The sequence below is a fragment of the Sphingomonas sp. GW821-FHT03E12 genome, assembly GCF_059420685.1.
Window position 1 is genome coordinate 17,904 of sequence record NZ_JBWKUF010000001.1, and the last position, 25,170, is coordinate 43,073.

The 25,170-nt window shown below is 67.6% G+C and carries 17 protein-coding genes; 6 read left to right on the forward strand and 11 right to left on the reverse strand.

The annotated features are described in order from the left end of the window. Nucleotides 1–71 precede the first annotated feature (71 nt). The 7 genes from AC07TU_RS00035 to AC07TU_RS00065 all read right to left on the reverse strand — a co-directional run bounded on the left by AC07TU_RS00035 (nt 72) and on the right by AC07TU_RS00065 (nt 8,023). Nucleotides 72–428 carry a hypothetical protein gene (locus AC07TU_RS00035; protein ID WP_495185873.1) on the reverse strand — a complete coding sequence of 119 codons (357 nt, stop codon included), beginning with the start codon at nt 426–428 and terminating at the stop codon, nt 72–74. A gap of 161 nt (nt 429–589) precedes the next feature. Beyond that, nucleotides 590–2,296, reverse strand: a complete 1,707-nt coding sequence (locus tag AC07TU_RS00040; protein WP_495185874.1) for a putative porin — start codon at nt 2,294–2,296, stop codon at nt 590–592. Between the two features lie 52 nt (nt 2,297–2,348). Continuing rightward, complete coding sequence (locus tag AC07TU_RS00045; protein ID WP_495185875.1) at nt 2,349–3,059, reverse strand: TonB-dependent receptor; 711 nt, start codon at nt 3,057–3,059, stop codon at nt 2,349–2,351. Beyond that, nucleotides 3,059–3,478, reverse strand: a complete 420-nt coding sequence (locus tag AC07TU_RS00050) for an ExbD/TolR family protein (RefSeq protein WP_075152919.1) — start codon at nt 3,476–3,478, stop codon at nt 3,059–3,061. Before AC07TU_RS00050 ends, AC07TU_RS00045 begins: the two co-directional genes overlap by 1 nt. Nucleotides 3,479–3,495: 17 nt before the next feature. Further along, nucleotides 3,496–5,232 carry a DUF2341 domain-containing protein gene (locus tag AC07TU_RS00055; protein WP_495185876.1) on the reverse strand — a complete coding sequence of 579 codons (1,737 nt, stop codon included), beginning with the start codon at nt 5,230–5,232 and terminating at the stop codon, nt 3,496–3,498. Then, nucleotides 5,232–6,830: a ShlB/FhaC/HecB family hemolysin secretion/activation protein gene (locus tag AC07TU_RS00060; RefSeq protein WP_495185877.1), complete on the reverse strand. Its 1,599-nt coding sequence runs from the start codon at nt 6,828–6,830 to the stop codon at nt 5,232–5,234. The genes AC07TU_RS00055 and AC07TU_RS00060 overlap by 1 nt, the downstream gene beginning before the upstream one ends. 323 nt (nt 6,831–7,153) lie before the next feature. Continuing rightward, nucleotides 7,154–8,023: a helix-turn-helix domain-containing protein gene (locus tag AC07TU_RS00065; protein WP_495185878.1), complete on the reverse strand. Its 870-nt coding sequence runs from the start codon at nt 8,021–8,023 to the stop codon at nt 7,154–7,156. Nucleotides 8,024–8,148: 125 nt separating this feature from the next. On the opposite strand from AC07TU_RS00065, the gene AC07TU_RS00070 reads away from it, so the two are divergent. The 4 genes from AC07TU_RS00070 to AC07TU_RS00085 all read left to right on the forward strand — a co-directional run bounded on the left by AC07TU_RS00070 (nt 8,149) and on the right by AC07TU_RS00085 (nt 11,122). Beyond that, nucleotides 8,149–8,844, forward strand: a complete 696-nt coding sequence (locus AC07TU_RS00070; RefSeq protein WP_495185879.1) for an energy transducer TonB — start codon at nt 8,149–8,151, stop codon at nt 8,842–8,844. An 85-nt stretch (nt 8,845–8,929) separates the two neighbouring features. Beyond that, nucleotides 8,930–9,565 (forward strand): TonB C-terminal domain-containing protein, encoded by a 636-nt coding sequence (locus AC07TU_RS00075; RefSeq protein ID WP_495185880.1) that lies wholly within the window; start codon nt 8,930–8,932, stop codon nt 9,563–9,565. Beyond that, entirely contained in the window at nt 9,565–10,122 is a 558-nt protein-coding gene (locus AC07TU_RS00080) for an RNA polymerase sigma factor (RefSeq protein ID WP_495185881.1), read from the forward strand. Before AC07TU_RS00075 ends, AC07TU_RS00080 begins: the two co-directional genes overlap by 1 nt. A gap of 31 nt (nt 10,123–10,153) precedes the next feature. Continuing rightward, on the forward strand, nt 10,154–11,122 hold the full coding sequence (locus AC07TU_RS00085; protein ID WP_495185882.1) for a FecR family protein: 969 nt from the start codon (nt 10,154–10,156) through the stop codon (nt 11,120–11,122). Nucleotides 11,123–11,135: 13 nt separating this feature from the next. Here AC07TU_RS00085 and AC07TU_RS00090 read toward each other — a convergent pair whose 3' ends face one another. Next, nucleotides 11,136–15,191 carry a glycosyl hydrolase gene (locus AC07TU_RS00090; RefSeq protein WP_495185883.1) on the reverse strand — a complete coding sequence of 1,352 codons (4,056 nt, stop codon included), beginning with the start codon at nt 15,189–15,191 and terminating at the stop codon, nt 11,136–11,138. 198 nt (nt 15,192–15,389) lie between these two features. On the opposite strand from AC07TU_RS00090, the gene hppD reads away from it, so the two are divergent. Then, nucleotides 15,390–16,439: a 4-hydroxyphenylpyruvate dioxygenase gene (gene hppD, locus AC07TU_RS00095; RefSeq protein ID WP_495185884.1), complete on the forward strand. Its 1,050-nt coding sequence runs from the start codon at nt 15,390–15,392 to the stop codon at nt 16,437–16,439. 136 nt (nt 16,440–16,575) lie between these two features. Beyond that, nucleotides 16,576–16,932, forward strand: a complete 357-nt coding sequence (locus tag AC07TU_RS00100) for a Rieske (2Fe-2S) protein (protein ID WP_495185885.1) — start codon at nt 16,576–16,578, stop codon at nt 16,930–16,932. Here AC07TU_RS00100 and AC07TU_RS00105 read toward each other — a convergent pair. The 3 genes from AC07TU_RS00105 to AC07TU_RS00115 form a co-directional block, all read right to left on the reverse strand. Beyond that, nucleotides 16,929–18,401, reverse strand: a complete 1,473-nt coding sequence (locus tag AC07TU_RS00105; protein WP_495185886.1) for a flavin-containing monooxygenase — start codon at nt 18,399–18,401, stop codon at nt 16,929–16,931. The genes AC07TU_RS00100 and AC07TU_RS00105 overlap by 4 nt on opposite strands. A gap of 370 nt (nt 18,402–18,771) precedes the next feature. Then, nucleotides 18,772–22,974, reverse strand: a complete 4,203-nt coding sequence (locus tag AC07TU_RS00110; protein WP_495185887.1) for a translocation/assembly module TamB domain-containing protein — start codon at nt 22,972–22,974, stop codon at nt 18,772–18,774. Continuing rightward, nucleotides 22,974–25,142 carry an autotransporter assembly complex protein TamA gene (locus tag AC07TU_RS00115; protein ID WP_495185888.1) on the reverse strand — a complete coding sequence of 723 codons (2,169 nt, stop codon included), beginning with the start codon at nt 25,140–25,142 and terminating at the stop codon, nt 22,974–22,976. The genes AC07TU_RS00110 and AC07TU_RS00115 overlap by 1 nt, the downstream gene beginning before the upstream one ends. Between the last annotated feature and the right edge of the window lie 28 nt (nt 25,143–25,170).

The following is a 25,170-nucleotide window of genomic DNA, read 5'->3' on the forward strand; positions in this document are numbered from 1 at the left end:
TGCGGCAGCGTCGAAAGCGGAAGGAACAGGACGCGGCAGGCGGAGGGCGCCGCGCGTCGCGAGGAACGGGATCATGGCTGCCGGCCCATCGGGTTGACCGGGACTGCAGTCGGGCGGGCGGGGCGTGCCGAAACGCCCAGATTGCTTCCCATGCGCAGGCGCGAGCCCGACAGGCTGGTCACACCGACGCGCACGTCGGGCGAACCGGCGCGAACGACTGAAAGGTTGCGGATCGCATCGGCCTGTGCGCGGGCGATCCTTGCCGCCTGTGCCGCCTGTCGCGCGGCACATTCCAGGTCGCCCGATCGTGAGTCGCCGACCTCGACGACGACGCACGGCGGCGCCGGTGGGGATTGAACCACCGGTTCCGGCGCATCGCGTTGCGTAGCCCCGGCCGGGATCGCGATCGCCGCGGCGAACCCCAGCATCACACGCGCCGCTCCGGCCGTCCGGACTCGCCCCGAAGGGGCTCGAGGCGAGTCCGTCCGGCCGCGCGCACCGGCACAAAGGGCCGCCGGTGCGGGCCGCGAGCCGGGGGAGCTGCCGTCCCCCTGCCCTGCGCAAGAATGAGCGAGCGGCGCCATTGCGATCAGAACCGCGTGGTCAGGTCGAGCATCAGGTGATCGACCGAGAGCGGCGGTCCTGCGATCTCGTCGGCCGACAGCCAGCGCACGCTGAGCGCGGTGTTCTTCGCGAAGCCATAGGTGGCGCCGGCGAACCAGCCCTTCATGTTGGTGCCGCCAAGGCCGAAGTCGCTGTCCGCGATCGCATCGAGCGTCGCATCGGATTCGACATGGCGGTAGCCGGCGAGCAGGCTCCAGTCGCCGGCGCGGATGTCCTCGCTCAGATTGCCGACGGCGAACTGCGCCTGCCAACCCTTGTCGCCGCCGTCATATTTTCCGCCGGTCGTACCGATCACCGGCGCGAAATTGTTGAGCGCGAGTGGCGCGATCTTGGCGCGGTCGAACCCCAGATTCTGGATATAGTCGCCGGTGAACCGCGCCGTGACGCGGTCGTTCAGCCCATATTCGATCTCGCCGCGCGCGCCGACGACCTGGAATTTCGAGGCAAGCCCGAAATACTGGACCTCGGGGCTGGCACCGGGCGCGACCGCCGGGTTGGGGATGACGTGGCGCAGCGGCTTGTTGGTGTTGCCGAACTGCTGGAACGCCGGTCGCATCGCATCGGTGTCGCAGGCGTCCTGGTCGAAATTGCACGGCTTCGAAAGTTGGCCCTGCACATTTTCGAACCGGTAATAGCCGCCGGCGATGCGCGCACGGAACCGGTCACCCGATCGGAAGTCGATGCCGATCTGCCCGGCGGCGAGGTAGCGATCCTGGCTCGGATAGGCGCCGCCGAAGATCGTGCCGACGCCGCTCGATCCGAAGTTGAACGCGGTGTTGAACAGCGGGAAGAAGCCCGCGGTGCCGAACACGCTGACAGTGTCGCCGAACCTGGTCTCGCCGGAGATCGCGACGCCGTCGAAGTTCAGATCCTCGTCGAACTGCATCGCGCTCGACCAGAAGGGGTTGCCGAACCGGCCGACGCTCACCTTCACGTCCTTGACCGGCGTCAGCGTCAGGTTGGCGCGATCGAGCCAGAGGGCATATTTGCCGAACTCGCCATTCTGGCCGAGCGTCTGGTTGGTCGAGACCGGGCCGGTATCGTTGCCGGTGGCGACGCGCACTTCCGCCGCAACCCAATCGTCGATCCGAACCTTCAGGCCCAGCCGCGCGCGCAGCCGCATCGCCCAGCGATTCTCGACCGTGTTGAGATAGGGCGGGCGGACAAAGCCCGGCGCACCCTGATTGACCTGCAGCCCGGCGCCGGCGTTGATCGCGCGCCAGTTGACCAGATCCTGCGAATTGCCCTCGCCGAACAACATGCCGTCGGCGCGCGTGCGGATGTCCCCGAACAGGGTGATCCGCTTGGTCCATTCGGCGACCTCGCCGGGCTTCGCCCAGCCTTCATTCTGCACCTGTGCCGTCATTTCGGTGCGGACCTGCTGGACGATCTGGTCGCGCACCACCTGCGGCACATAGGGGATGGTCTGGGTACCGTCGGCCGCGACGCCGCCCGCAGGGACCGGCGGCTGGGCGGGCTGGGCCGCCGGCGCGGTCGCCTCGGCGATCATCGCATCGGCTTCCTCGCGCGAGACCAGGCCCTTCTTGACCATGAGCTCGAGCAGCTTGTTGGAGTCGACCTGCTGCGCGAGCGCAGGCGAGGCGAGGAGAGAAGCACCGGCCGCACAGGCGAGCAGCGAAGTCTTCAGGTGACGAACATGGACACGAAACATGGGATCATTCCCCTTGGAGCAATGGGTTTGGTGGACTGGAGCGCCGCGGCGCTCAGCTCCCACTCAGGGCGACGCGCAGGCTGGGCATTCCGGCCGGCGGGCGCTGTGACAGTTGAAATCCGGTCAGCAATTGGGTGATGCGCGCGTTGCGGCGTTCGTCGCCGCCGCGAAGCACCCGCACGCGGCTGATCCGCCCTTCGGCATCGACCGCAATCTCGATCTCCTCGATCCGGTAGCGGCCGCGGTTCAGGTCGCGATCGGCCTGCGCCGCGCGGCGGATGTCGCCGACCGCCATCTGGCCATAGGCCGCAAAGATGCTGCCTCCACCGCTGCCGCCCGGGCGTCCGCCGATCCGCGTTCCGCCCCCGTCCCCGGCCGCAAGGCCATAGTTGGAGGGGCCGGCGCCTTCGCGCGCAGTGAGCGCATTGTCGCCGGGCGCCGGATCGGACTGGCTCGGCGCATCCGGCGTCGGCGGCGTCGGCGCCTCGACCGGCTGGTCGAGCGGCGGCGCGATCGTCGGCTCGGGCGGTGCGATCTCCTTTTCCTGTGGCGGCGGAGGGGGTGGCGGAGGTGGCGGCGGCAGGATCACCTGCGTCGTCTTGTTCTCGTTAGGCCGCTCGGTGACGATCTGGGCGCTGAACAGGCTCCAGATCACGAACCCGGCGAGCGCGATCCCGCCAGCCATGGCGATGCGGCTCAGCGTGACCGGGGAGCGTTTGCGACGCCCCCCGCCCGGGCCGCCGGGCATAGCCAGCGCCGTCATCACTTGCCTCCGCCGGGAGGACGGGTCGACGCCATGCCCAGGCTCGGCACCCCGACCTTGGAGCACAGGTCGAGCACCTGCATCACCTTGTCATATTGCACCGCCCGGTCGCCCCGCAGGATCACCGCCAGATCGGGCGTCGAGGCGATCGAGGTGCGCAGCTCGCGCTCCAGCTCGGAGAGCGAAACCGGGATCGCGTCGATCGAGATGGTGCCGTCGTCGGCCACCGCGATCACCCGCGATTTCTGTGCCTCCAGCGGCTTCGCGGACGAAGCGCTGGGAAGATCGACCTTGATGCCCTGCACCGCCGCGGTGGTGAGCAGGATGAAGATGATGAGGAGCACCAGCATCACGTCGATCATCGGCGTGACGTTGATCTCGTTATACGGCTTGTCCTCGTCGCCGATCTGGATCGCCATGGCTCAGGCCCCCTCGCTCAGGCGGCCTGCGCGGCAGGAACGTCCTGCCACGTTTCGGCGATGCGCTTTTCCAGCTCGTCGGCGAAGATCTGGTTGCGCGCCGTGATCTTCTTCGATCGGACGAGCAGGCTGTTATAGCCGAACATCGCCGGGATCGCGACGACGAGGCCCGCCACGGTCGCCAGCAGCGCCGCCGCGATACCCGGGGCGATCGCGTTGATGTTGACCTCACCCGCAGCGGCGACGCTGGCGAAGGTGATCATCACGCCCAGCACGGTTCCGGCGAGGCCGATGAACGGACCACCCGAGATCGAGTTGGTCAGCAGTCCCATCCGGTCGTGCAGCTTCTGCCCCTGGATCACCTGCTCGGCGTCGAGCGCCGATCGGATCGCCGCGATCGACTGCGCGCGGATCGCGAAGCGGCTGCCGGTGGAACGGCCTTCGGCAAGCCGCTCGGAAAGCTCGCGACGGCCGACCTGATAGAGGTCGCCCAGCGTCGAATGGACCGCGCCAACGCCCGGATCGAACGAGGGCAGACCGGTATGGTCGCCCGAGCGTTTCGCTTGATTGCGATAGGCCTCGATAAAGTCGTCGTTCGCGCGCTCGATGCGGCTGAACAGCAGATGCTTGGACAGCATCACCCACAGCGCCAGCACCAGCATCACCGCCAGGATCGCGATCACCGCCCAGGCATCCCAGGTCAGCGCCTTGAACAGGATGCCGAAATAGCCGTGGCCGCCACCGGTCTCGACCTGCTCGGCAGTGTCGAAGGTCAGCAGCCGCGCGCCCTGCCCTTCGCTCGCCGCGGCAAGCTGGAACATCGATTGCGGCAGCGCCGCCTTGGCGACGCGGAACTCGTCGATCTCGCCGGCAAAGCCCTGGCCGACCAGCGCGTCGCCGGTGGCCGTGCCGAGCGCGCCTTCGACTTCGCCCGCGGGCTGGCCGTTGACGAACAGCAAAGTCTTCTTGCCGTCATTGACCAGCGCCACGTTCGCCCAGCTGCCCGTAGCGAGCGCTGCGCCCGCCGAGCGCTTGCCGCCCTGGTCGATGAAGATCTGGCCGCCTTGTGCAACCAGGCTCACTGCGCCGGGCAGGGTGAAGACCGTGCCGTCCGAACCGGGCTTGACCCAGAAGCTGAGCGAGAGCGGGCCGGCGACGAATGCGGCGGCCGGAACGCTCAGCGGCGTCGTGCCGTCGAGCACCAGGCTGTTGCCGATCAGGCCGCTGGCGTTGCGAGTCGCCGCGCCGCCGCCCTGGACGCCGTTCGCCGTCACGTCCTTGGCCGGGCCGCTGCCCTCGAAGTGATAGACCAGCGCGTAGTCGGGGCCGAAGCTGCCCGCGGCATCCTGCGCCGCGGCGGCCTGCTTGTTGCCGTAATAGGCGTAGATCGCGGCGGCCTGTCCGGGCTGGAGGCCCTGGACATCGACCCATACCAGCGCCTGCTGCGCCTGCGCGTTCCAGCTCTCGATATGGAATTTGAGCGGCGTGCGGTCGTCACCCGCGACGAAGCGCAGGTCCGACCCGTCGGGCTTGGCGTCCGAGAAGTTGAAATTGCCCTGATGCAGCCGCACCAGAACCGGCGCGCGCGTGACCTCGCCAGTCACCCCGGCCGCGCTCGTGTTCAGGTTGATCTTCGTGCGATAGGCATGGTCGGTGCCCCACCACGCCTGTGCGGGCGCGGCAAAGGCAGTCATTGCGGCGAGCGCGACCGCGCCCGCCATCGCGCCCTGACGGACGCGCTGGATCATCGACATTAGAATTCCCCCCAAATGCGGAAGCGTGCGAAGATGTCGCCGGTCTTGCTCTCCGGCCCGGAAATCAGCGGCGAGCCGACATCGACGGCGCCGTTGAGGTATCGAAACAGCTTGATGCGGGCGCCCGCGCCCAGGCTCATCAGCCTGAAGCGCTCGGCCTGGCCGCGGAGCGGCTCATGAATGCCGCCCCAGCCCATGTCCCAGAAGCTGTAGAGCCGCAGCGAGTCGAGCGGACCGCCGATCAGTTCGGCGGCGTCGGGCGTGCGGAATTCCAGCTGATAGGTGAAGCCGTAGTCGGCAAGTGTCTCGGATTCATAATAGCCACGGACGCTTTGCATCCCGCCGATCGAGAAGCCCTCGTTCGAGATGAGCGGCGTCGCCGACCATTGGGCGTTGAACCGCGCGTCGATCTGCGCGCCGTCCAGCACATCCTGGGTGTGGCCCGCATCCAGCTTGAACGCGAAGAAGCTGTCGCGCGCGCGATAGCGTTTATATTCGAACGCCGCCTTGTTATCGCCCAGCCCGCGGATCCCGAAGATGCCGGTGACGCTGAGGTCGCTCTTGCGCCCTTCCCCGTTCCAGTCGCCGCGCCACGACAGCGTCGCCGGGAAATACTCGATCGGCGCCTTGTCGGTGTCGGAACCGAGCTTCAGATTCTCGGCGAAATCCTTCCAGTCGATGCCGACGGTCAACGCGTGGTGGAAGCCTTCCGATGCGCCGAGCGACTGGATCAGCCGCACGCCGACGATATTGCCCTTGCCCACCACGCTGGTGCCGCCGATCACGGCGATGTCGCTGTCCGAATGGACGCCATAGAGCATCAGCTGCGTGCCCTGGCCGAGCCGGGTCAGATAGTTGCCCGAGAAGACGGTGCCGTCATCGGGCCGGCGCGGCGCGGTCTGCGCGGTCAGCGACAGGCTGTCGCCGCGGCCCCACATATCGTCATAGCGCAGCGTCGCCGATGCGCGCAGATCGGTGGTCGCCGCCGAGCTGAAATTGTTGAGCTCGACCGTGCCGTGCCACGCTGAGCTTTCCTCGACCTTGAGCACGACGTCGAGCGTGCCCGGCGCGACGCCGGCCTTCAGCTCGGGCGTTACCCGCCGCGTCGGTTTCTGATTCATCGCGATCACGTCGCGCTGGAATTCGGTAATGTTCGGTGTCTGCCCCGGCGTCAGCGACGGCGCCTGCGCGCGGATCGCATCGGGGTTCTTCGTGCCTTCGACCACGACCGAACCGATCGCCTGCGGCTGCACCTCGAGCTGAAGGATGCCGCCCGCCACACCTTGTTCGGGAATGAACACCGACACCGCGACATAGCCCGCATCCTCGAACGCCTTCTGAAGCGCAGCGCGTGCCGCCTCCACATCGGCCTCGCTGCGGCCCGGCCCCATGAAGGGATAGACCGCCCGCTCAACGGCATCGGGCGACAATAATTTGTTGCCGCGCACCTGGAACGCCCGGATATCGAACGTCGCTGCGGTCGGCTGAGCGACCGGTGCCGCGTCCTGCGCCAGCGCCGGGGTCCCGCCCCCGATCGCGATCATCATGGCGATCGCCAGGCCCGAAGCCCTCTCACCATCGCCTGCTACGGTCTTCAACTTCAAATCCCCCGCAACCTGGCCCGCCCGCGGCCGTGCGACCGCGGCGGGCGAATAGAAGCTCTGGCCTTTGGCGGGGGGCTGTGACGCATTTGCTGCAATGCGACATCCCCGCTGCCGGGGTGCCCTTAGGGACGTTTACGAAAGACGCTCAAGTCAATTGAAGCGCTAGCACGCGCAATCTTCTGATCAAGTTGCGATACATGAAATAAATATTTCAGTCTTTGCGCAACATATTCAATTGCAGAATCACAAATATCCAAGGAATCAGCAGACTCCTTGGATAGAAATGATATTGAGTATTTTAGATAGTTTGATATCTACTATGATTCTATATGATCACCATAAGGAAATCGGACGGATTCTGCACGAGTCCGCGTCGGCGTTTTGCCAAACAGCCGTTGATAGGCGCGCGCAAAGGCGGTGACCGATGCGAACCCGGCAGCATGCGCGATCGCGCTCACGGGCCGGGTTTCGCGCGCGCTCATCAGGCGCGCCCGCGCCTCACCGAGCCGGATCCGTTGCGCATAGCCGGCGACGGTCACACCGACGCAGTCGCGAAATCCCCGTTGCAGCGTGACCGCAGTAACCCCCACGCCGCGCGCGAGATCTTCCAGATCCCAGGCACGCGACGGATCGGCGTCGAGCCGGCGCCGCGCCAGGCTGATCGATCGAGAGAGCGGACAGGCCGTATCGATGGCATAGCGGGCCGCGAGCGCGGCAACGACGGGCCGGATCGCGGCGTTCACACACACGCTTTCGCAACCGCTGTCGGCGATCGCGGCAAGGCCGGCCTCATCCGCGAGCACGAAGGTGGCACGCATCAGCCGCCTCGCGCCGCCATGGCACTCACTCGCCCATGCCTGGGTCGCGTTGCGGGGCAATGCGACCTGAATCACTCGGCTTCCCGCCGGGCAACTGCCGGCGATGGGGCCGAGGCACGCATTCAGGACCGCCTGCCCCGGGGATATGCGGACCGGCGCACCCTCAATCTCGAAGCAGGCCGAGCCCTCGGCCACGATAACCAGCCCCGCTCTCACTGCATCGGCCGGCAGCTCGAACCGCTCCCCCGCTGCGACGATCATGTGCGTCACGGTCAGTTCCGCGTCGCGGAGCGAATCCGAAGCGGACCGCGAAGCGGCATTCCCGGTCACATCGACACGCCGCACCGGCACCTGTTCTGCGTCCATCATCGCCGTGCAATTCGTCCGCATGAACCGTCCTCCACCTGCTGGACAACCGACGCGAGCCGATCGCGAACGACTTTTTTGCGTGCGCGCAGATGTCATGAAGCGGCCCTAGGGACCGCGCTCATGAAGTGCGGACCCTTCCCATCCTCCGGCCCTGGCGCAGCGGCCGCATGAAGCCCGAGCCGGTCGAGCGCGTCATTTCGCTGGCGCTGGCGGCCCTGATTCCGGCGGCTGCCGGCGTGGCCTTGCTCCTGACGCTCCCGCCCGGCAACGACGGGCGGGGCGGCAAGCGCGAAGGCCGCAACGGCGTCCTGGTGGTCGAGATGCTTCCGCTCGAAACACGCTCCGCCGCCCTTGCCACAGGCGCGCCGCCGCCATCCGAGGCGAGCAAAGCGCCACCGTTGCTGCAGCATCCAACCGGAAGCGCTCTACTCGGCATGCCGCAGCAGCCGGCAGGCGGATCCCAGCCTCCAGCCCCTGCACGCGAAGAAGTCCCCGGGCGCATTCCCGGCGAAAGCGTGTCGAGCCTGAGCGGGTCAAGCGCGATCAGCTATCGCGACACGCTGCTCGCGCACATCGCCCGCTATCGCCGCTACCCGGCCGATGCGCGCCGCGATCATGTCGAGGGGACGGTCGAGGTCCGCTTCGTGCTCGATCGCGCGGGCGCAGTGCAGAGTGCCTGGATCGCGGCCAGCTCGAGCCACACCAATCTCGACGCCGAAGCGCTCGCGGCGATCCGCCGTGCCGTGCCGATGCCCCGGATTCCAGCCGAACTGCCCGATTCGATCGACATCACCCTGCCCATCGATTTCGAAATCGGCTAAGCGAATGCGGCGTAGAGGGGGGATCCGGGCAATCCAGCTTGTCATCTGCGCCGGCATAGCGGCGGGCACCGCAACGCCGTGCGCCGTGGCCTGGCAGGCACAACCGGCCACGCGCGACTATGACATTCCGGCCCAGGACCTCGAGGCTGCGCTGCTCAAGCTTGGACGCGAGAGCGGAATCGATATCCTCTATGAGCGTGACGTGCTGGCCGGGCTCCGCTCGGCTCCGGTCAAGGGTGCGCTGACGCCGCAAGCTGCGGTCGCGCGCATGCTGACCGGCACGCCCATCAACCACCGCTTCACCAGCACCACTGCGGTGCTGATCCTGCCCGCACGCGCGGCGGGCCGCGGCCCCGGCACCAGCGTAGGCCCCGCAGCAGCAGCAGCGCCCCGCCTCGTGCTCGACCGGCTGCAGGTGAAGGCGGAGCGCGTTATCGGGCAAGCGCCGGGGCCGGACTATCGCCCGTTCGGCCAGCTGGTCCGCTCCACCATCGCCCGGCGATTGCAGGATGATCCGCGCACGCGCGGGCGCAGCTTCAACGTTCGTCTTGCCGTGGCGATGGACCCGCAGGGCGTCATCCGCGACCCGCTCGTCCGGCGGAGCAGCGGCACCGGCCATCTCGATCGCGCAATCGTCTCGGTGGTTTCGGGCACCACGCTTCCCGAACCTCCCCCAGCCGGCATGCCCCAGCCGATCTGGCTGGAGATCGTCGCGCGATGATGGCCGACGCCCCCCGGGCGCTACTGCTGCGCTCGCTGCTCGCACGCTACTCAGCGATGCGCGGCCGCCTCGCGCGCCGGTTCGGGCCGCAGATCGCCGAGGACGCGCTGCAGGAGACCTGGATCCGGATCGAGACGCGCACCGAACTCGCGCCGGTCAAGGATCCGGAGGCCTATGTCTATCGCGCGGCGCTCAACACCGCACACAATCTGGTCAAGTCGGAGAACCGGCGCCTCAGCTTCGTCGATATCGAGGAACTGCTGGGCGTCGCGGACGATGCACCCGGCCCCGCGACGATCGCCGCCGATCGCGCGGACATCGCCGTCGTCGCGCGCACGCTTGCAGAGCTGACCGAGCGGCAGCGCATCATCTTTCAGGAGGCGTTTCTGGGCGATGTCAGCCACCATCTTCTCGCCGAGCGCTTCAACGTGAGCATCCGCACGGTGCAGAAGGATCTGCGGCGCGGCATCGATCTGTGCGCGCGCCGGCTGGGCAAAAGAAAGTCGTTCGTCACGGGCGCAGCCAGACTGTCCGACAGAGAGGAAGAGCAGGAATGACGATGGCCGCCGGGCGCAACGACCGATGACGATGCGTGATGCAGAGACGAATGGCCTTTCGGCCCCGATGCATGAGGCATTGGGCTGGGTCGTCCGTCTCACATCGGGTTCGGCGACCCGGGCAGACGCGCATGCGTTCGAGGCGTGGCGCGCGCAGGACCCGGCACATGCCGAGGCGTTTCGCGAAGCCGCGGCGCTGCGCAAGGCACTGCGCGCGATGCCGCTGGGCCCGGATCTGCCCGGCAACGTCATTCCCTTCGGCGCGCGGCTGCGACAAGCCGCAATGGACCGGCGCGGCTTCCTCCTGACCGGCGGCGCGATCGCTGCATCCGGCGCGATGCTGATGGTCAATCCGCCTTATGCGCTATGGCCCTCGCTCGCCGAACTCGGCGCGGGCGAGCGAACCGGCGTCGGCGAGCGCCGGCTGCTGCGTCCCATGGCCGGGGTGACGATCGAGATGAACGGCCGCACCGCGCTTTCGCTCGATGCCGCGCGGCGACAGGCGACGCTGATCGCGGGCGAAGCCTTCGTCGCGGTGATTGAGGGCGTCGCCCCGTTCGCGATCCGCGTCGGCGAAACGCTCTGGCTGGGCAAGGCCGCGCAGTTCGACGTGCGCGCCAGCGAACGTGAAACCTGCGTCACCTGCCTTTCCGGGCATGTGTTCGGCGAGCAAGGAACTGCTCGGCATCGCATCGTCGCAGGGCAGCGTTTCGCCGCAGCGCCCGGGGAAGCCGCGCGGATCACGCAGATCGACCCGGCGGTGAGCGGAAGCTGGCGCCGCGGCGTGCTGATCTTCCGCGACACGCCGCTCGCCGCGGCGATCGAGGACATCAATCGCTATCGCCACGGGCGCATCATCCTGTCGAACAAGGCCGTCGGCCGGCGGCTGGTGAGCGGCATGTTCCACACCGCCCAGATCGAGAATGCGGTCTCTCAGATTCAGCAGTTGCTGAACCTCGACGTCACCGAGATCGCAGGCGGCGTGACGGTGATCGGCTGAACAGCGAGCCGGCCTACAGGGCGACCTTCAGCGCGCTGCGCAGCACGACCGGCCCCAACAGCCCCGATTCGAGCAGCGGCGACTCCTTCGAATAATGTTTCCAGGTGCTGAAGGTGACGCGCCCGCCCGGCGGTTTGGGGCGCCCCTCGCGATACCAGCCGGGCAGCGTGTCGATCCCGCCGGTCGCGCTGAACGCGGTGACCGGATAGCGGTTCTCCTCGGGCAGATGCTCGTCGCCGATCAGGCGGTTGGGCCAGAGGTTGGTGACCGACACTTCAAGCCGGTTCTCACCTGTCTGTACCGCGTCGGTGACATCGATCAGGAAAGGCGGCTTCCACAGGCTGCCCAGCGATCGGCCGTTGACGCGCACCTGCGCGATCACCTCGACCCGGCCAAGGTCGAGCCAGAGCCGCCTCCCAGCACCGAGCGCCGAACGCGCAACGGTGAAGCTGGTGGAATAGCTGGCGGTACCCGAGAAGTGGCGCACGCCGGGGTCGGCATGGCGATGCAGCGATTGCAGGCGTTCGAGCATGACGCCCGGCGGCGCGCCCATGCCCGCCGGGAAGGCGACCTGCCACGGTCCCGGCACCTCAGCGGGCGGCGCGATGCCTGTCGCGTCGATCGCTCGCTCCCCGGCGACATAGCGCCCATTCTCCCACAGCAGCAGCCCCGAGCCCGGGGCAAGCGTGAAGGCCGGCAGCGCCTCGGGCGGGGGAAGGCCCGCCGCCGCCCGCCGAACGATGGCATCGGGCGGCAACGCGGCCGGTTCCAGCCGGATCCCCGCCACGTCTCCTTCGAAATGACGGGGCCGTGCCACGCTGAGTCCGGGTGCGGCGTGCACGGTCGCATCGGATGGCTTGCCGCTGCCGGCCCGCTCGCCGTTCAGGAAAAGCGAAGGCGTACCGCGATCATAGACCAGCGCCAGATGGGTCCAGCCTGCAATGGGCACGGGCAGCGCGAGCACGGCGGGATAGTTGTCGCCGCGATTCTCGTAGAGGATCAGCCCGTTGCGGCCCGCCGACAGCGCGGCGGTCGCGTGTCCCTTGCCGAACAGCGTTTCGCCGGGCGGCGGATCGAGCAGGAAGCTCGCGCCCGAGACTCCCAGCCGCTCAGCGCTCCCCCCACGTGCGAACGCGGCGGCACGCGCGGCGGCAATGGCCGGACTCTGATCCGCCGATGCGATTTCGGGAGATATCGGCCAGAGGTCGGTCTCGGGTTTGATCCAGCCGCTCAGCGTGAAGCTGTCCGCGACCGTCGCCGGGCGGGCGTGGAGGGGGGGCGCACCCGCCGAGATCGAGGTACCACCCATTTTGCCGATCGCGGGCAGACCTGCCCTGGCGGATGCGCGGAAGACGACGAAGCACGACCCGGCCGGATCGAGGCGTAGCGGCATCCGGACGCGGCCATCGACAGGTTCGTAGACGGGCGCCGCGCTGATCTCGCCCGTCTCCGCGTTCCAGATTTCCGGCTGCTTACCGGCAACGCGGAAGATGCCGGTGACCGCTTCCTGGCGGCGGCGGCCATTGGCGATGAAATAGATGTCCGCGTCGCCATCGCGGCGATGGATCCAGCGGACCGCGGCATCGTGCATGGCGGGGAACAGTTCGACATCGGGATGCGTCCGTGCTGCATTCAGCACCTCACGCAGCGACCGGCCCCAGATCACCCGCCCCTTGCCGACATCGCGCTCCCGCCGGGCCTTGCCGTCAAGATCGCCCCACAGGCCGCGGGCCATGGCCTGCACATCGGCATCGCTTTCCGGATAGCCCGCCAGCCCATGCGAATGACGCGGCGGCGCGCCGACCAGCCACATGCCCTCCGCCACCATGTCGCGCAGCCGCGCGAGCAATTCGCGGGTGATGCGCTGATCCTCGGGCAGTACCAGGACACGGTAGCTGATCCCGTCGGGCAGGACGATGCGGCCATCCACGACCCTTGCGCGCTTGAGCAGCACTTCGGCGTCGCACACGTCGTAGTCATGCCCCTCCGGCACCTCGAGCGGGAGCCTGGGCCGCGCGCCCGAGAGCGTCGCGGCAACCGGCTCCTCGACATGCACGGCGACCTGCACCGGGGAATTCTCGCCGGTGAAGAACAGGATGTCGGCGACGAAATTGCCGCGCTTCAACATGTGCTGGCAACGCGCGGCATAGGTGAGCCAGGGCCCTGCCGCTTCGAACCAGGTGTTGGTGCGGTCGAAATGGAAGCCCCAAGGCCCCATCGTCATGCCGGGCTTCGCGTCCGGATGCGGCTGCTGCGCGTAGCGGTGGAAGATGAAGTGGTTGAGGCCGAGCGTGTACATCTCGTCCCCCAGCGCCTTCATCGCATAGGGGTGTTCGAGCCAGCGCGACTGGGCCGGGCGGCCGGTGAAGCTTTCCGCGCCGATAAAGGTCTTGCCATGGACGTGCGCAACCGCGGCGGCGAGCTTGACCGAATAGGCGGCGGCCCCGCCCCGCACCCAGAATTCGCCCATCAGCCGGTCCATCTTCGCACCGGCCTGCATGTCGTCGAACGGGCCGTTGCCATAGGGCTCGGTGTAGGAGACCAGGCCGTCGCGTTCGCACAGTTCGTGGAAGCGGCCGAAATAATGATCCTCCATCAGCAGCGCGAGGACTCGGCGGAAATCCCACAGGAAGCGCTCGGTGATCTCGGGCGATCCGACGATACGGCCGGTCAGCGCAGGCATGTAACGCGTGATCGGATAGCCGCGCCGTTTCTCGAACTCGGCGGGGAGGCCTGCGGTCCAGTTCTGCTGCCCGGTCTCGTAACTGTCGACCAGCGCGCCAGCGAGGCCGCGCTTGCCGAGCTTGCGCATCACGTCACGGACCTGCCCGAAATAGTGCTCGAAGTGGAAATCGAGCGCGGCACGGCTGAACTTGTCGCACTCGAGGCCGATGCCGGTGTCCGAGGCGGCGACGTTCTTCGCACCGGTCGCGGTATGGCCGAAGCGCAGCACCGTCCAGTCGCCGGGCGGCGGGGTCCAGCGCAGCCGGCCATTCGCGTCCATGAAACTGCTGACATCGATGACTTGTGCCGGATCGATCGCGTCGACCGGACCATCCGGTTCCTCGCCGCGATTGGCGACCCGGCCCCAGCCGGCCTTGGCGCCGATATCGGCGGTGCGCGTGGTGGCAGACAACCGAACCTCGGCGACACGCAACACGGCGGGGAGCGTCAGCCGGAAGGCCCGCGCCGTCACTATGTCGAAGCTGGCAGTCAACGGCGGGATGGTGCGCAGCCGCCAGAAGGGAATGGCAAGATCAGCAAGCTTGCGGAAGGTCTTGCCGTCCTCCGACACCTCCAGCGCCGCAAAGGTGCGGGGCTCGAAATTCGGGATATCGTCGCCCGGGATCGCCTGCACGGTGATCGAACGCGCGGTCACCGGCGTGTCGAACGTGAAGGTCAGCGCGCCAGCCTCGCTCGCGCTCAGATCGACCCCGGTTGCCGCATCGCCGTCGGTGATCAGCCGCGCCTCGATTGCCTTTCCGCCCGCCGAGGCACGGACGATCTGACCCTGCGCCGCATCGGCCGCGTTGGCAGGGATCGCGACCGTCAGCGCGTCGCGATAATGGCCCAGCCGGGTCAGCGGCTGCGGCAGCTGAACGTCCGCCGGCGCGCCACCCTTCACCGCGGCCTCGCTCCACACCAGCTGCTGCATCCCGAGCTCCGGCGTGACCCACGGCCCGCCGCTCGACGACCAGCCCGGGCAATTGTGCAGCGTGAACGAAAGGCCCAGCCGGTCGCACTCCGACACCGCATGCCGCACCAACTTGACCCAGAGCGGGCTCAGCACCGCCGCCGGCCCTTGGGGGATGCCGACGCCGACATCGAACATCTGGACACCACCGACGCCGACGCGCGCCATCGCCTCGAGATCGCGGGTAATCCCGTCGGCGGTGACGTTGCCGTTCATCCAGTGCCACCAGGTGTGCGGGCGCGCATCGGGCGGCGGGGTACGGAAGCTGGCATCCATCGAGCCTGTTCTGGCCGCCCTGGCGCCGCGCGGCAGCCCGAACGAAACCGTCAGCGCGCCGGCAGCGGCGCCCGCGACGAAGGTCCGGCGGTCCAGCATCTCGCACTCTCCCAGATCAAGGCGTCTGCGCGCCGGATTAAGTGATATTATATTACAGAATGAAAGCTGCAAGACACGTTTGCGCGTCCTTGCCGGTGGTCCAGACGGGTGGAAAGCCGGACAGGGCGATTTAGTATCAATTGACACCAAATCCGGCGAGGTCTAGATTTCGGCCAATTCTTTCCGGAGCGCTGGACCATGACCGACCCCGCCAACCCGAGCTACAATCCTCTGGGCCTCAACGGCTTCGAGTTCGTCGAATTCACCTCGCCCGATCCTGCAGCAATGGCCGCGCAGTTCGAGCAGCTCGGTTTCGTCGCCAGCCATCGCCACCCGACCAAGAACATCACCCGCTACAAGCAGGGCCGCATCAACCTGATGCTCAACCGCGACGATGCGGGCCGCGTGGCGAAGTTCCGTGGCGAGCATGGCCCCTCGGCCAGCGCGATGGCGTTCCGCGTCGCCGATCCGGCCAAGGCGATGGAATGGGCGCTGGCGCATGGCGCCGAGCGGACCGAGGAAGACGATACCGTCATCCTCGGTATCGGCGGATCGTATCTCTATTTCATCGAGGACGGCCACGACCTGTACGAGAGCTGGGCCGAGATTCCCGGCTGGCGCGAGGCTGAAGCGGCCAACAATGTCGGCCTCGACCTGCTCGACCACCTCACCCACAATGTCCGCCGCGGGCAGATGCGGGTGTGGAGCGAGTTCTACAAGACGCTCTTCGGGTTCGAGGAGCAGAAATATTTCGACATCAAGGGCCAGGCGACCGGGCTGTTCAGCCAGGCGATGATCGCGCCCGACAAGGCGATCCGCATCCCGCTGAACGAGAGCCAGGACGACAAGAGCCAGATCGAGGAGTTCATCCGCGAATATCATGGCGAGGGCATCCAGCACCTCGCGCTCACCACGGACGACATCTACGATACGGTCGAGCGGCTGCGCGCCCGCGGCGTCAAGCTCCAGGACACGATCGAGACCTATTACGAGCTGGTCGACAAGCGCGTCCCCGGCCATGGCGAGGATCTGGAGCGGCTGCGCAAGAACCGCATCCTCATCGACGGCAATGTCGGGGAGGAGGGGATCCTGCTGCAGATCTTCACCGAGAACATGTTCGGCCCGATCTTCTTCGAGATCATCCAGCGCAAGGGCAATGAAGGCTTTGGCAACGGCAATTTCCAGGCACTGTTCGAGAGCATCGAGCTCGACCAGATCCGCCGCGGGGTGATCAAGGTCGACGCCTGAGACCGACGCCTGACCGATTGGAGAGGAGAGCCGGGACCACCCGGCCCCCAATTCCTTCCAAAGGGGGAAGGAACAGGATGCGGGAGTGGACCAAGCACCACTCCCGCATCCAACTTTTCCGGACTAGATCAACCGCATGAGCGAACGCCTTTCCTCGACCCCGCCGGGCGTCCGGCTCGGCCCGATCGCGCTGATCGCCGACGGCGCCGCACGCAATTTCGTGCTGGAGATGAAGGCCGGGCGTTTCCATGGCTTCGCCGTGCGCAGCGGCGACGCGGTCCACGGCTATGTCGACCGCTGCCCGCATATGGGCCTCCCCCTCGCGCAGCAGCTCGACGCCTATCTCACCGGCGACCGCGGCCTGATCCAGTGCAGCTGGCACGGCGCGCTGTTCCGGATCGAGGACGGCGCCTGTGTCGGCGGCCCCTGCACGGGCGCGGCACTGACGCCCTGGCCGCTCGAAGTGCGCGAAGGCGCGATCTTCACCGCCTAGGCGGCGGCTTTCGCTTTTGGCTCGGGGTTGGAGAATTCCATTCCCTCGTCGATCCCGCCCCAGCGCAGCGCCACCAGATCGAGCGCGTAATTCTGGTGCACCCGCCACGGCTTGCGATTTCCCTGCTTGGGGAACTTGTCCATGCCGCGCTGGACATAGCCCGAGGTGAAATCGAGGAACGGCTCGGGCTCGACGTCGCCCGCGATACGCGGGGTCGCCTGCCGCATCCCGCGCTTCTTCATCACGTTGAGCAGCCGCGCGACATAGGCGGCGGTCAGGTCCGACTTCAGCGTCCAGCTGGCATTGGTATAGCCGAAGCTGGAGGCGAGGTTCGGGATGTCCGAATACATCATCGCCTTGTAGCCCAGCGACTTCGCGGGATCGACCTGAACCCCGTCGACGCTGAAGGGAATGCCGCTCATCAGCTGCATGTCGAGGCCGGTCGCGGTGACGATCACATCGGCAGGGAGCAGATCCCCCGACTTGAGGCGGATGCCCTCTTCCTCGAACGTATCGATCTGGTCGGTGACGACCGAGGCGCGCTTGTCGCGGATCGAGGCGAACAGATCGGCGTCTGGGACGAGACAGATGCGCTGGTCCCACGGATTGTAGCGCGGCGTGAAATGGGTGGCGACGTCATACTCCTCGCCCAGCTCGTCGCGGACCATCTGGATCAGCCGTTCCTTGGTCTTCTCCGGCTTCCTGCGCGCGAGCCGGTAGAAGAACTGGCCGAGCGAGATGTTCTTGAGCCGGGTCAGCCGATAGGCGAGCTTCCCGGGGAGTTTCGCGCGCAGCCAGTTGGCGATACCGTCCTCGGACGGGCGCGCGACGATATAGGTGGGCGATCGCTGGAGCATCGTCACATGCCCCGCGGTCTTGGCCATTTCCGGCACCAGCGTCACCGCGGTCGCGCCCGAGCCGATCACCACCACGCGCTTGCCGGCATAGTCGAGGGACTCGGGCCAATGCTGGGGATGGACGATGTCGCCCTTGAACCGGTCGCGCCCGGCGAATTCGGGAAGGTAGCCCGCGGCGTAATTATAATAGCCCGAGCACATGAAGAGGAAATTGCAGGTGAACTCGACCGGCTCCTTGTCGGGGCCGCGCGTGACGCTGACCGTCCAGCGCGCATCCTGCGTCGACCAGCTGGCGCCGGTCACACGGTGCTGGTGGCGGATATGCTTGTCGATTCCGTAATCGCGTGCGGTCTCGTCGAGATAGCGCAGGATCGACGGGCCATCGGCGATCGCCTTGGCCTCGGTCCAGGGGCGGAAGCTGTAGCCGAGCGTGTACATGTCGCTGTCGGAACGGATGCCCGGATAGCGGAACAGGTCCCAGGTTCCGCCGATCCGCTCGCGCCCTTCGAGGATCACATAGCTGCGGTCGGGACAGTCGCGCTGCAGGAAATAGCCCGCACCAATGCCCGAGATCCCCGCGCCCACTACCACGACATCGAAATGCTCGGTCATTCGTCTCTCCCGGCGAGCATACTTACATTTGTGTAAGTAAAGAGCAAGGGTTGGAAGGCGTCCTCAAAATTTCTGAACGGTACCGTTCATTTAATTGACAAAGCCGACGTGAAACGCATGTTTTTGGTGTCAGCTTGACACGTGTCATGCGCGGGAGGGTGTCCGGGCTTGGCGCTAGCAGGTGCATGGGCTCGGCATAGCGGAACGGGGCGGTGTAGGAAAATCCCACCGCCCCTGCCATCCCGTCCGGCCTTGTGCCGGGGTCCACTGCGCCGCGCCGGAGACCATTGAGCCTCTTGCCCAACGCCTGCCTCCCGGTGGGCCCCGGCACAGGGCCGGGGTGACGGCTTTGGGGCGGGACAAACGCCCGCTAATAATCCTTCGAATATTTGAGGCCGGCGCGTGACCCGCCGAACGAGCCGACTTGCGAGAGCAGGCTGAGCGACCGCGTCAGCGCAACCTCGAGCTGCACTGCGGTGTAGCCGCGGGCGTCGGTGATGATTTCTATGTAGATGTCGTCGGTGAGGTACTGGCCCGCCGCGAGCGCCATGCCGCGGCCGGTGGTGTCGTCTTCGCCGAGGATGCGGAGGCGGTCGATGCCCGCGGCCGAACGGAGCTGGCCGAGCGGGTTGAGCCCGCCCGAGGCGCGCAGCGAGTTCAGGGCAGCGGCGAGCTGGATCGCCTCGGTCGCCGACAAGTTGGTGACCGAGCTGCCGAACAACAGGCGCGAGAGCACCTCGTCCTGCGGCAGCGCCGGGGTCGAGGTGAAGGCGATGCGCGGCTGCTGGCCGGTGCCGGTGATGTTGATGATCGCGGTCACCCCCTCCGCCGTCGTGTTGGCGGAGATGTTGATGCTGGGATCGGTCAGCGGCCCGCCTTCGAAGTTGATCTGGCCGCGCGTCAGCTCGAACCGGCGGCTGGCGAAGCTGTAGGTACCGCGCACCACCTTTGCTTCGCCGATGACGATCGGCGCGGCAGAGGTGCCGGTCACCTGCATCCGCGCCTCCCATTCGGATTCGAGGCCCATGCCGTTCACGAACAGCCGGTTGTCGGCGACCACCGCGACGTTGAGGCGGAAGGTGCCGACGGGCTTGGGCCGCACCGGGCGCTTGCCCGTCGCGTCGAGCTCGCTCTTGCGATAGACGCCGGTCAGCTCGGGCACCTCGGCCGCGCCCTGACGGATGATCTGGTAGCGCGCATCGGGGATGATGATCCGCCCCTCGATCAACCCGCCGTCGAGGCCGTTGGTGATGCGCAGCTGCCCGGTCGCGGTCGCACCCAGCGCGTCGCTGCGTGCCAGCCGCGCATTGCGGAAACGCGCGGTGATGTCGATCGGGAAGCCCTCGGCCGCAGACAGGCCCACCGTTCCGGTCGCGATCACCCGGCCATTGCCCGCCATCGCATTCATCTCGGTAATGTCGAGCGTGTCGGCGTCGAAGCGGCCCTCGATCTTCATCTGGGTCAGGCGCGTGCCCCAGGTCTCATTCTCATAGGTCAGATTGGCGGCGCGCAGCTGGCCGGTGATCTGCGGCGCCCGCAGCTGGCCCGAGAAATCGGCCGCGATCGAGATCGGCCCCGACACCGACTGGTTGGTGAAGCCCGCGAGCGAGAACAAGACCGCCGAGGGGCCATTGTAGCGGATGCCGCCCGACAGCGGCGCCGCCATCAGCCGCTCGTTCCAGGTCGCGCCCGGGCCGAGCGGCTGAAGCGTCGCGATCATCCGCCCGATGGTCGTCTGGCCGCGCTTGATCACCGCGCGCGCGTCTCCGCCCTCGGGCAGCAGCCGGCCGACAAAGGCGATGTCCACCGGGGTCGACACCCCCGCCAGGCTCGACCGGTTGAAGCCGGCGATGTTGAGCCGCGTGACCGCCTGCGGGAAGCTGCCGTCCGCGGCCTGGCGGAAATCGATCGATCCGGTGGCGCTGCCGCCGATGCCGAGGCCCGGCGAGAAGGCGTTGGCGATGGCGAGATCGAGCTTGTCGATCCGCGCCTGCACGGCCAGCCCGTCGCCCCAATTGCCCGCCACGCGCGCGCTGCCGCGATCGAAATCGATCTGGGTGGGCGCGAGACGGTAGCCCGCGTCGGTCACCGCGATCTGCGCCGCCTTTGGCGTGCGGAAGCCGATATTGTTCGCGCGCCCCGAAAGCGCGACATGCCAGAGATCGGGCGTGAAGCGGGCATTGGCCGCAACGCGGAAGGGTACGCCCGACGAGCCTTCGGCCAGCGCCTGCGCGGTCCCGCTGCCGCCGCGATAGTCGATCTTGCCGCGCCCCCGCGCCAGCACGAAATCGCCGCGCCGCAGATTGGCGACCTGCGCCTCGCCGGTGATCGCGGGTGCATCGTCGTAGAGGATCACGGTCGCGTTGACGACCGCGCGGCCGATGGTGAATTCGAGGTCGCCCGGGATCTGCGCATTGGCCGCGGTCGCGCGGACGACGGCCTGCTGGTATTTGCCCTGCGCCGACAGGTCGACATTACCGGTGATGCCCGAGCCGGTAAAGGCGAGCGCGCCGGCGAACGGCCCCGCCGCGGTCTGGGTCAGCTTGCCGGTGATGTCGGTTCCCGCGAAGCGCGCGGTGCGCACATCCACCGTCATCGCCGCGCCGGTACGCACCAGCACATCGGCGGTGAACGGGCCGTAGCTGGTCCCGCCCTTGGCGATGACGGCCCAGGCATCGCCCTGCCCGCGGATCCGCGCCTCGAGGTTCGCGAGGCCGACGCCGAGGCCCGGCTTGGGCACACGCAGGTCGATCACCGGCGCATAGAGCGTCCCGGTCACCCGCGCGGACATCGGACCATAGGCCTTGGACACGCCATCGGCATTGACCAGCAGCGGCCCGGCCGGGTCATAGCGCCCCGACCCGCGCTGAATCGCGAATTGCGGCGCGGAGAGCTTGAGGTTGCTGAACTGGATGATCCCGCTGGGATCGAGTCCCACATTCACGCTGAGGATCGCGTTGCCGCCCAGGAAATCGCGCACGCCCGAATTGAACAGCCGCGTGCTGCGCCCGACGATCCGGCCCTTGATCCCCCAGCCGCCGCCCGGCGCGGCATAGAGATTGGCGTCGGTGGTCAGATTGACGATGCCGATGCTGTCGATCGTATAGTCGTTGACGCGTCCCTTCAGGGCACCGGCGTAGCGGCCGGTGGCGATATTCGCGGCGATGATCGCGGTCGCGTCGATCTTGTCCGAGCGGATGCGCAGATTCTCCGACAGGATCTGCGGCCCGGTGATCGCGAGATCGCCTGCCAGCGTCACGTTGGTGAGCAGGCCTCCAGCGGCGGCATTGAGACCCGAAACCCGCTTCGCGCGCGCCTTGACCGGAACGAGGATGCGGTCGGTATTCACCGTCGCCAGCCCCTCGGCATAGAGGTCCTCGACCACCGTCTCGCCGAAGCCGAGCGCGGCCGCCTTCAGCTTGTAGTTCACCGTCGGCGTCGCGAATGGGCCGTTGAGCGCGACAGCGCCGACCACCGAGCGGCCGTTGAGGTTGGGCGCGATCGCACCCGGGGTCAGCAACGTCCCCTCGACGCGGAACTGGTCGAAGGCATTCTTGCCGAGATCGATCGTGCCGGTGGTCGTCACCGCCAGCGCCTTCGAGCGCAGCCTCAGCCTTGTGTCGGCGCGGCGCTGGTCGAGCGTCGCGTCGAGCGCGACCTGGAGATTGGGTGTGGTCAGCCGCTCGACCGGCCCCTTGAGGATCAGTCCCGGCTGGGTGGTGCCGCGAACCTGGAAGGTCCCCTTGCGCGCGGCGACATCGAGATCGGCGAGCGGCGCGCCGCCCAGCGTGCCGGTGGCGCGGCCCTGCCAGCTTTCCCAGCTGCCGCGGCCGTCGAGCCGGACCACCAGCGGCGCCTTGAGCCCGGTCAGCCCGGCGACCAGCCCGTTTGCGGGCGCGTTGAGGTCGGCGCGCATGTCGAGCTTGTTGGCGTCGGGCACCGCATCGAGCACCAACCCGACCAGATCGCCGCCCTGCCGCCCGAGCGTGCGCCCGTTGACGATCACGCGCGCACGCCGGTCGGCGATCGCCGCCTCGCCGCTCAAGGTCGCGACATAGCGCCGTCCCGCGACCGGCGGATCGAGCACCAGCCGGTCGATCGACAGCCGCCCGATATCGATGTCGAGATCGGGCAGATAGGGCGCGTCGGGGTCGCTCGGCTTCAGCTCGGGCAGGCGCGCGACCCGTACCAGCGGGCTGGTCGCCGAGCGGACATCGATATGGTTGTTGAAATAGGCAAAGGGCCGCCAGTCGACCGCGACCGAGGGCGAGGTGGCGAACACGCCCTTGGGATCGCTGACCCGCACGTCGCGCAGCACCATCGCGCCGTAGATCGATCCCTCGATCCGCCCGACCTTGATGTTGAGCCCGCTTTCGGTGCTGTACCGGCCGATCTGGTCGGCGACGAAGCGCTTGCCGGGGCTGGTGTCGAGTCCGAAGATCGCAAGCGCGACCAGCAGCGCAAGACCCACGACCCCGATCGCCAGCCACTTCGCGATGCGCAACCAGAGCGGCGACCGCGCCGCCGCGGGTTCGCCGGTGTCGATCTCGGCCGGGGCGACCTCTTCGGCCATCAGAAGGCCTGCCCGATCGAGATGTAGAGCGCGATCTTGCTCTCACCCGGTTTCCGGTTGATCGGGGTGGCGACGTCGAGCCGGAGCGGGCCGAAATTGGTGTACATCCGCCCGCCGATGCCGAAGCCGAAGCGCATGTCGCTGAACTGCGGCATGGTGCTTTCATAGACCTGCCCGGCATCGACGAAGGGCACGATCCCGAAATCGCCGAAGCGGTAACGCGCCTCGATCGCGAACTCGTTATAGCTGCGGCCGCCGATCGGCTTGCCATCGGGCGCGCGGGGGCCGAGCTCCTGATAGCCGAAGCCGCGCACCGATCCGCCGCCGCCGGCATAGAAGCGCCGCGACGGGGCCATGTCGTTGCGCTCGATCCCCTGGATCGTGCCGAACCGGGCGCGGCCGGCGATCACGATGCTGTCGCCGATCGGATAATAGCCGGACCCTTCGAGCATGACGCGGGCATAGGGGCGGACCGCGCCGCGGACCGAGGTTTCGGGGCTGAGGTTGAGCTTCACCCGGAAGCCGCGGGTCGGGTTGAGCAGATCGTCGGACTTGTCCCACCCCAGGAACAGCGGCAGCGTGGCGATGAAATAGGCGCCACGGCGGCGCTCGCCGCGATCGAAATCATAGCGGTCCTCGCTCGTCCCGATCAGCTCGACGCCGTAGGAATAGGTGATCGGCTTTTGCCAGATCGGTGTCGAATCATACGAGACGCGCGCGCCGAGCGTGCCGGTCAGGCTGGTGAATGCCTCGACATCCTTGCGCAGTGCCGATGCGAAGAGCTGGAAGGTCCGGTCGCGCCGCCCGGCATTGGAGCGGCGGAAGGTCGCCGACGCGCCCTGTTCCTGCGTCCCCGCGACCCCGCTGAAGATCACCGCGCCTTCGGGCGGGAACAGGTTGCGATGGGTCCAGCTGACCTCGGCGCGCAGCCCCTGACCGGTCGAGAAGCCGAGCTCGCCGGCGAGTGTGCGCGGCGGCCCGGCGGTCTGGCGGACGAGCAGATCGACATATTCGGTGCCCTCGGGCGCCGTCTCGCCGGTCTTCACCGGCTCGACCGAGACCGTCGAGAACAGGCTGGTCGCGATCAGCGCGTCGCGCAGATCATCGACCTTGCGGCTGTCGTAGAGATCGTCGCGATCGAAGCGGGTCAGCACATCGATATGCTTGGCGTCGAACGCCTGCGTCCCCTCGGTCTTGATGCTGCGAAAGCGCGCGCGCGGGCCGATGGTCACGGGCAGCAGATAGTCGCCGGTATGGGTTTCCTCGTCGAGCAGGATGTCGCGCTGTCCCACCTCGGCGAAAGGATAGCCGTTCTGGGGCAGAGCGAGGCTCACCGCGGCCTCGGCCGCCTGGACGCGCACCGCGTCGATCCGCTCGCCGGTCTGGAGCTTGAAATTGTCGGCGATCAGGCTGGGTGGTACCGTCGGATCGGCTTCGATCTTGATCGCCCCGAGTGTGTAGAGCGGCCCCGGAATCGCGGCGATCGTCACGGCCACGGGACGCCCGGGCGTCTGGTCGATCGTCGCGACTGCGGTCGCGTCATAATAGCCGAGCGTCTTCATCAGCCGCACGACCAGCGCCTCGTCCTCGCGCGCCCGCGCGCCGATGATCGCGGCGTTGGCGGCTTTCCCGTCGCCATTCTCAAGCGCGGAAAGCTCCTCGAACTGGTCGTCGAGGCTGAGTTCGTCGAGCCCGGTCACGCGCGTGACGTAGCGGATCTCGACCGCCGACTCGTCGACGACCATGGCCTCGGCGATCGGGGTGCTGTCAAATTCGCTGAGCGGCGGGAGCGGCGCGGCCAGTTCGGTCTCGGTCTGGCCCCCGGCGGGCGGCACGTTCACGCCGAGCGGGTCCGCCGCATCGATCGCGAGATCGGTGGGGGGCGCCGCCGGGTCAGCGGGCGTCATCGGCTCGAGCGGGCCATTCATGTCGTCGCTCAAGGGCGGGAGCGACTTGTCGAACTCCTCATCCGAGACGATCGGCTTGTCGTCGGTTGCCGGGGCCGCGCGTTCCTGCACCGATCGCCGGACTTGCGGGGGGTTGTCCGCGGGCGCGCCCTGTCCGGGCTTGCCTGCGTTGCTGCCGATCTGTGCGCCGGCCGGTGCCAGCGCGCTGCTCGCCAACAGCAGGATCCCCAGTCCGACGCCCGAAATGCCCTGTCCTCCCAATGGGATCGCGATCCTTGCCCACTCGCTA

Bases quoted from the DNA above. Each gene is read 5' to 3' on its own strand.
- AC07TU_RS00090 (WP_495185883.1), bottom strand. From the start codon at position 15,191: ATGCTGGACCGCCGGACCTTCGTCGCGGGCGCCGCTGCCGGCGCGCTG.
- AC07TU_RS00045 (WP_495185875.1), bottom strand. From the start codon at position 3,059: ATGACGGCGCTGGCTATGCCCGGCGGCCCGGGCGGGGGGCGTCGCAAA.
- AC07TU_RS00110 (WP_495185887.1), bottom strand. From the start codon at position 22,974: ATGGCCGAAGAGGTCGCCCCGGCCGAGATCGACACCGGCGAACCCGCG.
- hppD (WP_495185884.1), top strand. From the start codon at position 15,390: ATGACCGACCCCGCCAACCCGAGCTACAATCCTCTGGGCCTCAACGGC.
- AC07TU_RS00100 (WP_495185885.1), top strand. From the start codon at position 16,576: ATGAGCGAACGCCTTTCCTCGACCCCGCCGGGCGTCCGGCTCGGCCCG.
- AC07TU_RS00050 (WP_075152919.1), bottom strand. From the start codon at position 3,478: ATGGCGATCCAGATCGGCGACGAGGACAAGCCGTATAACGAGATCAAC.
- AC07TU_RS00055 (WP_495185876.1), bottom strand. From the start codon at position 5,232: ATGTCGATGATCCAGCGCGTCCGTCAGGGCGCGATGGCGGGCGCGGTC.
- AC07TU_RS00085 (WP_495185882.1), top strand. From the start codon at position 10,154: ATGCGTGATGCAGAGACGAATGGCCTTTCGGCCCCGATGCATGAGGCA.
- AC07TU_RS00080 (WP_495185881.1), top strand. From the start codon at position 9,565: ATGGCCGACGCCCCCCGGGCGCTACTGCTGCGCTCGCTGCTCGCACGC.
- AC07TU_RS00035 (WP_495185873.1), bottom strand. From the start codon at position 428: ATGCTGGGGTTCGCCGCGGCGATCGCGATCCCGGCCGGGGCTACGCAA.
- AC07TU_RS00040 (WP_495185874.1), bottom strand. From the start codon at position 2,296: ATGTTTCGTGTCCATGTTCGTCACCTGAAGACTTCGCTGCTCGCCTGT.
- AC07TU_RS00105 (WP_495185886.1), bottom strand. From the start codon at position 18,401: ATGACCGAGCATTTCGATGTCGTGGTAGTGGGCGCGGGGATCTCGGGC.
- AC07TU_RS00065 (WP_495185878.1), bottom strand. From the start codon at position 8,023: ATGATGGACGCAGAACAGGTGCCGGTGCGGCGTGTCGATGTGACCGGG.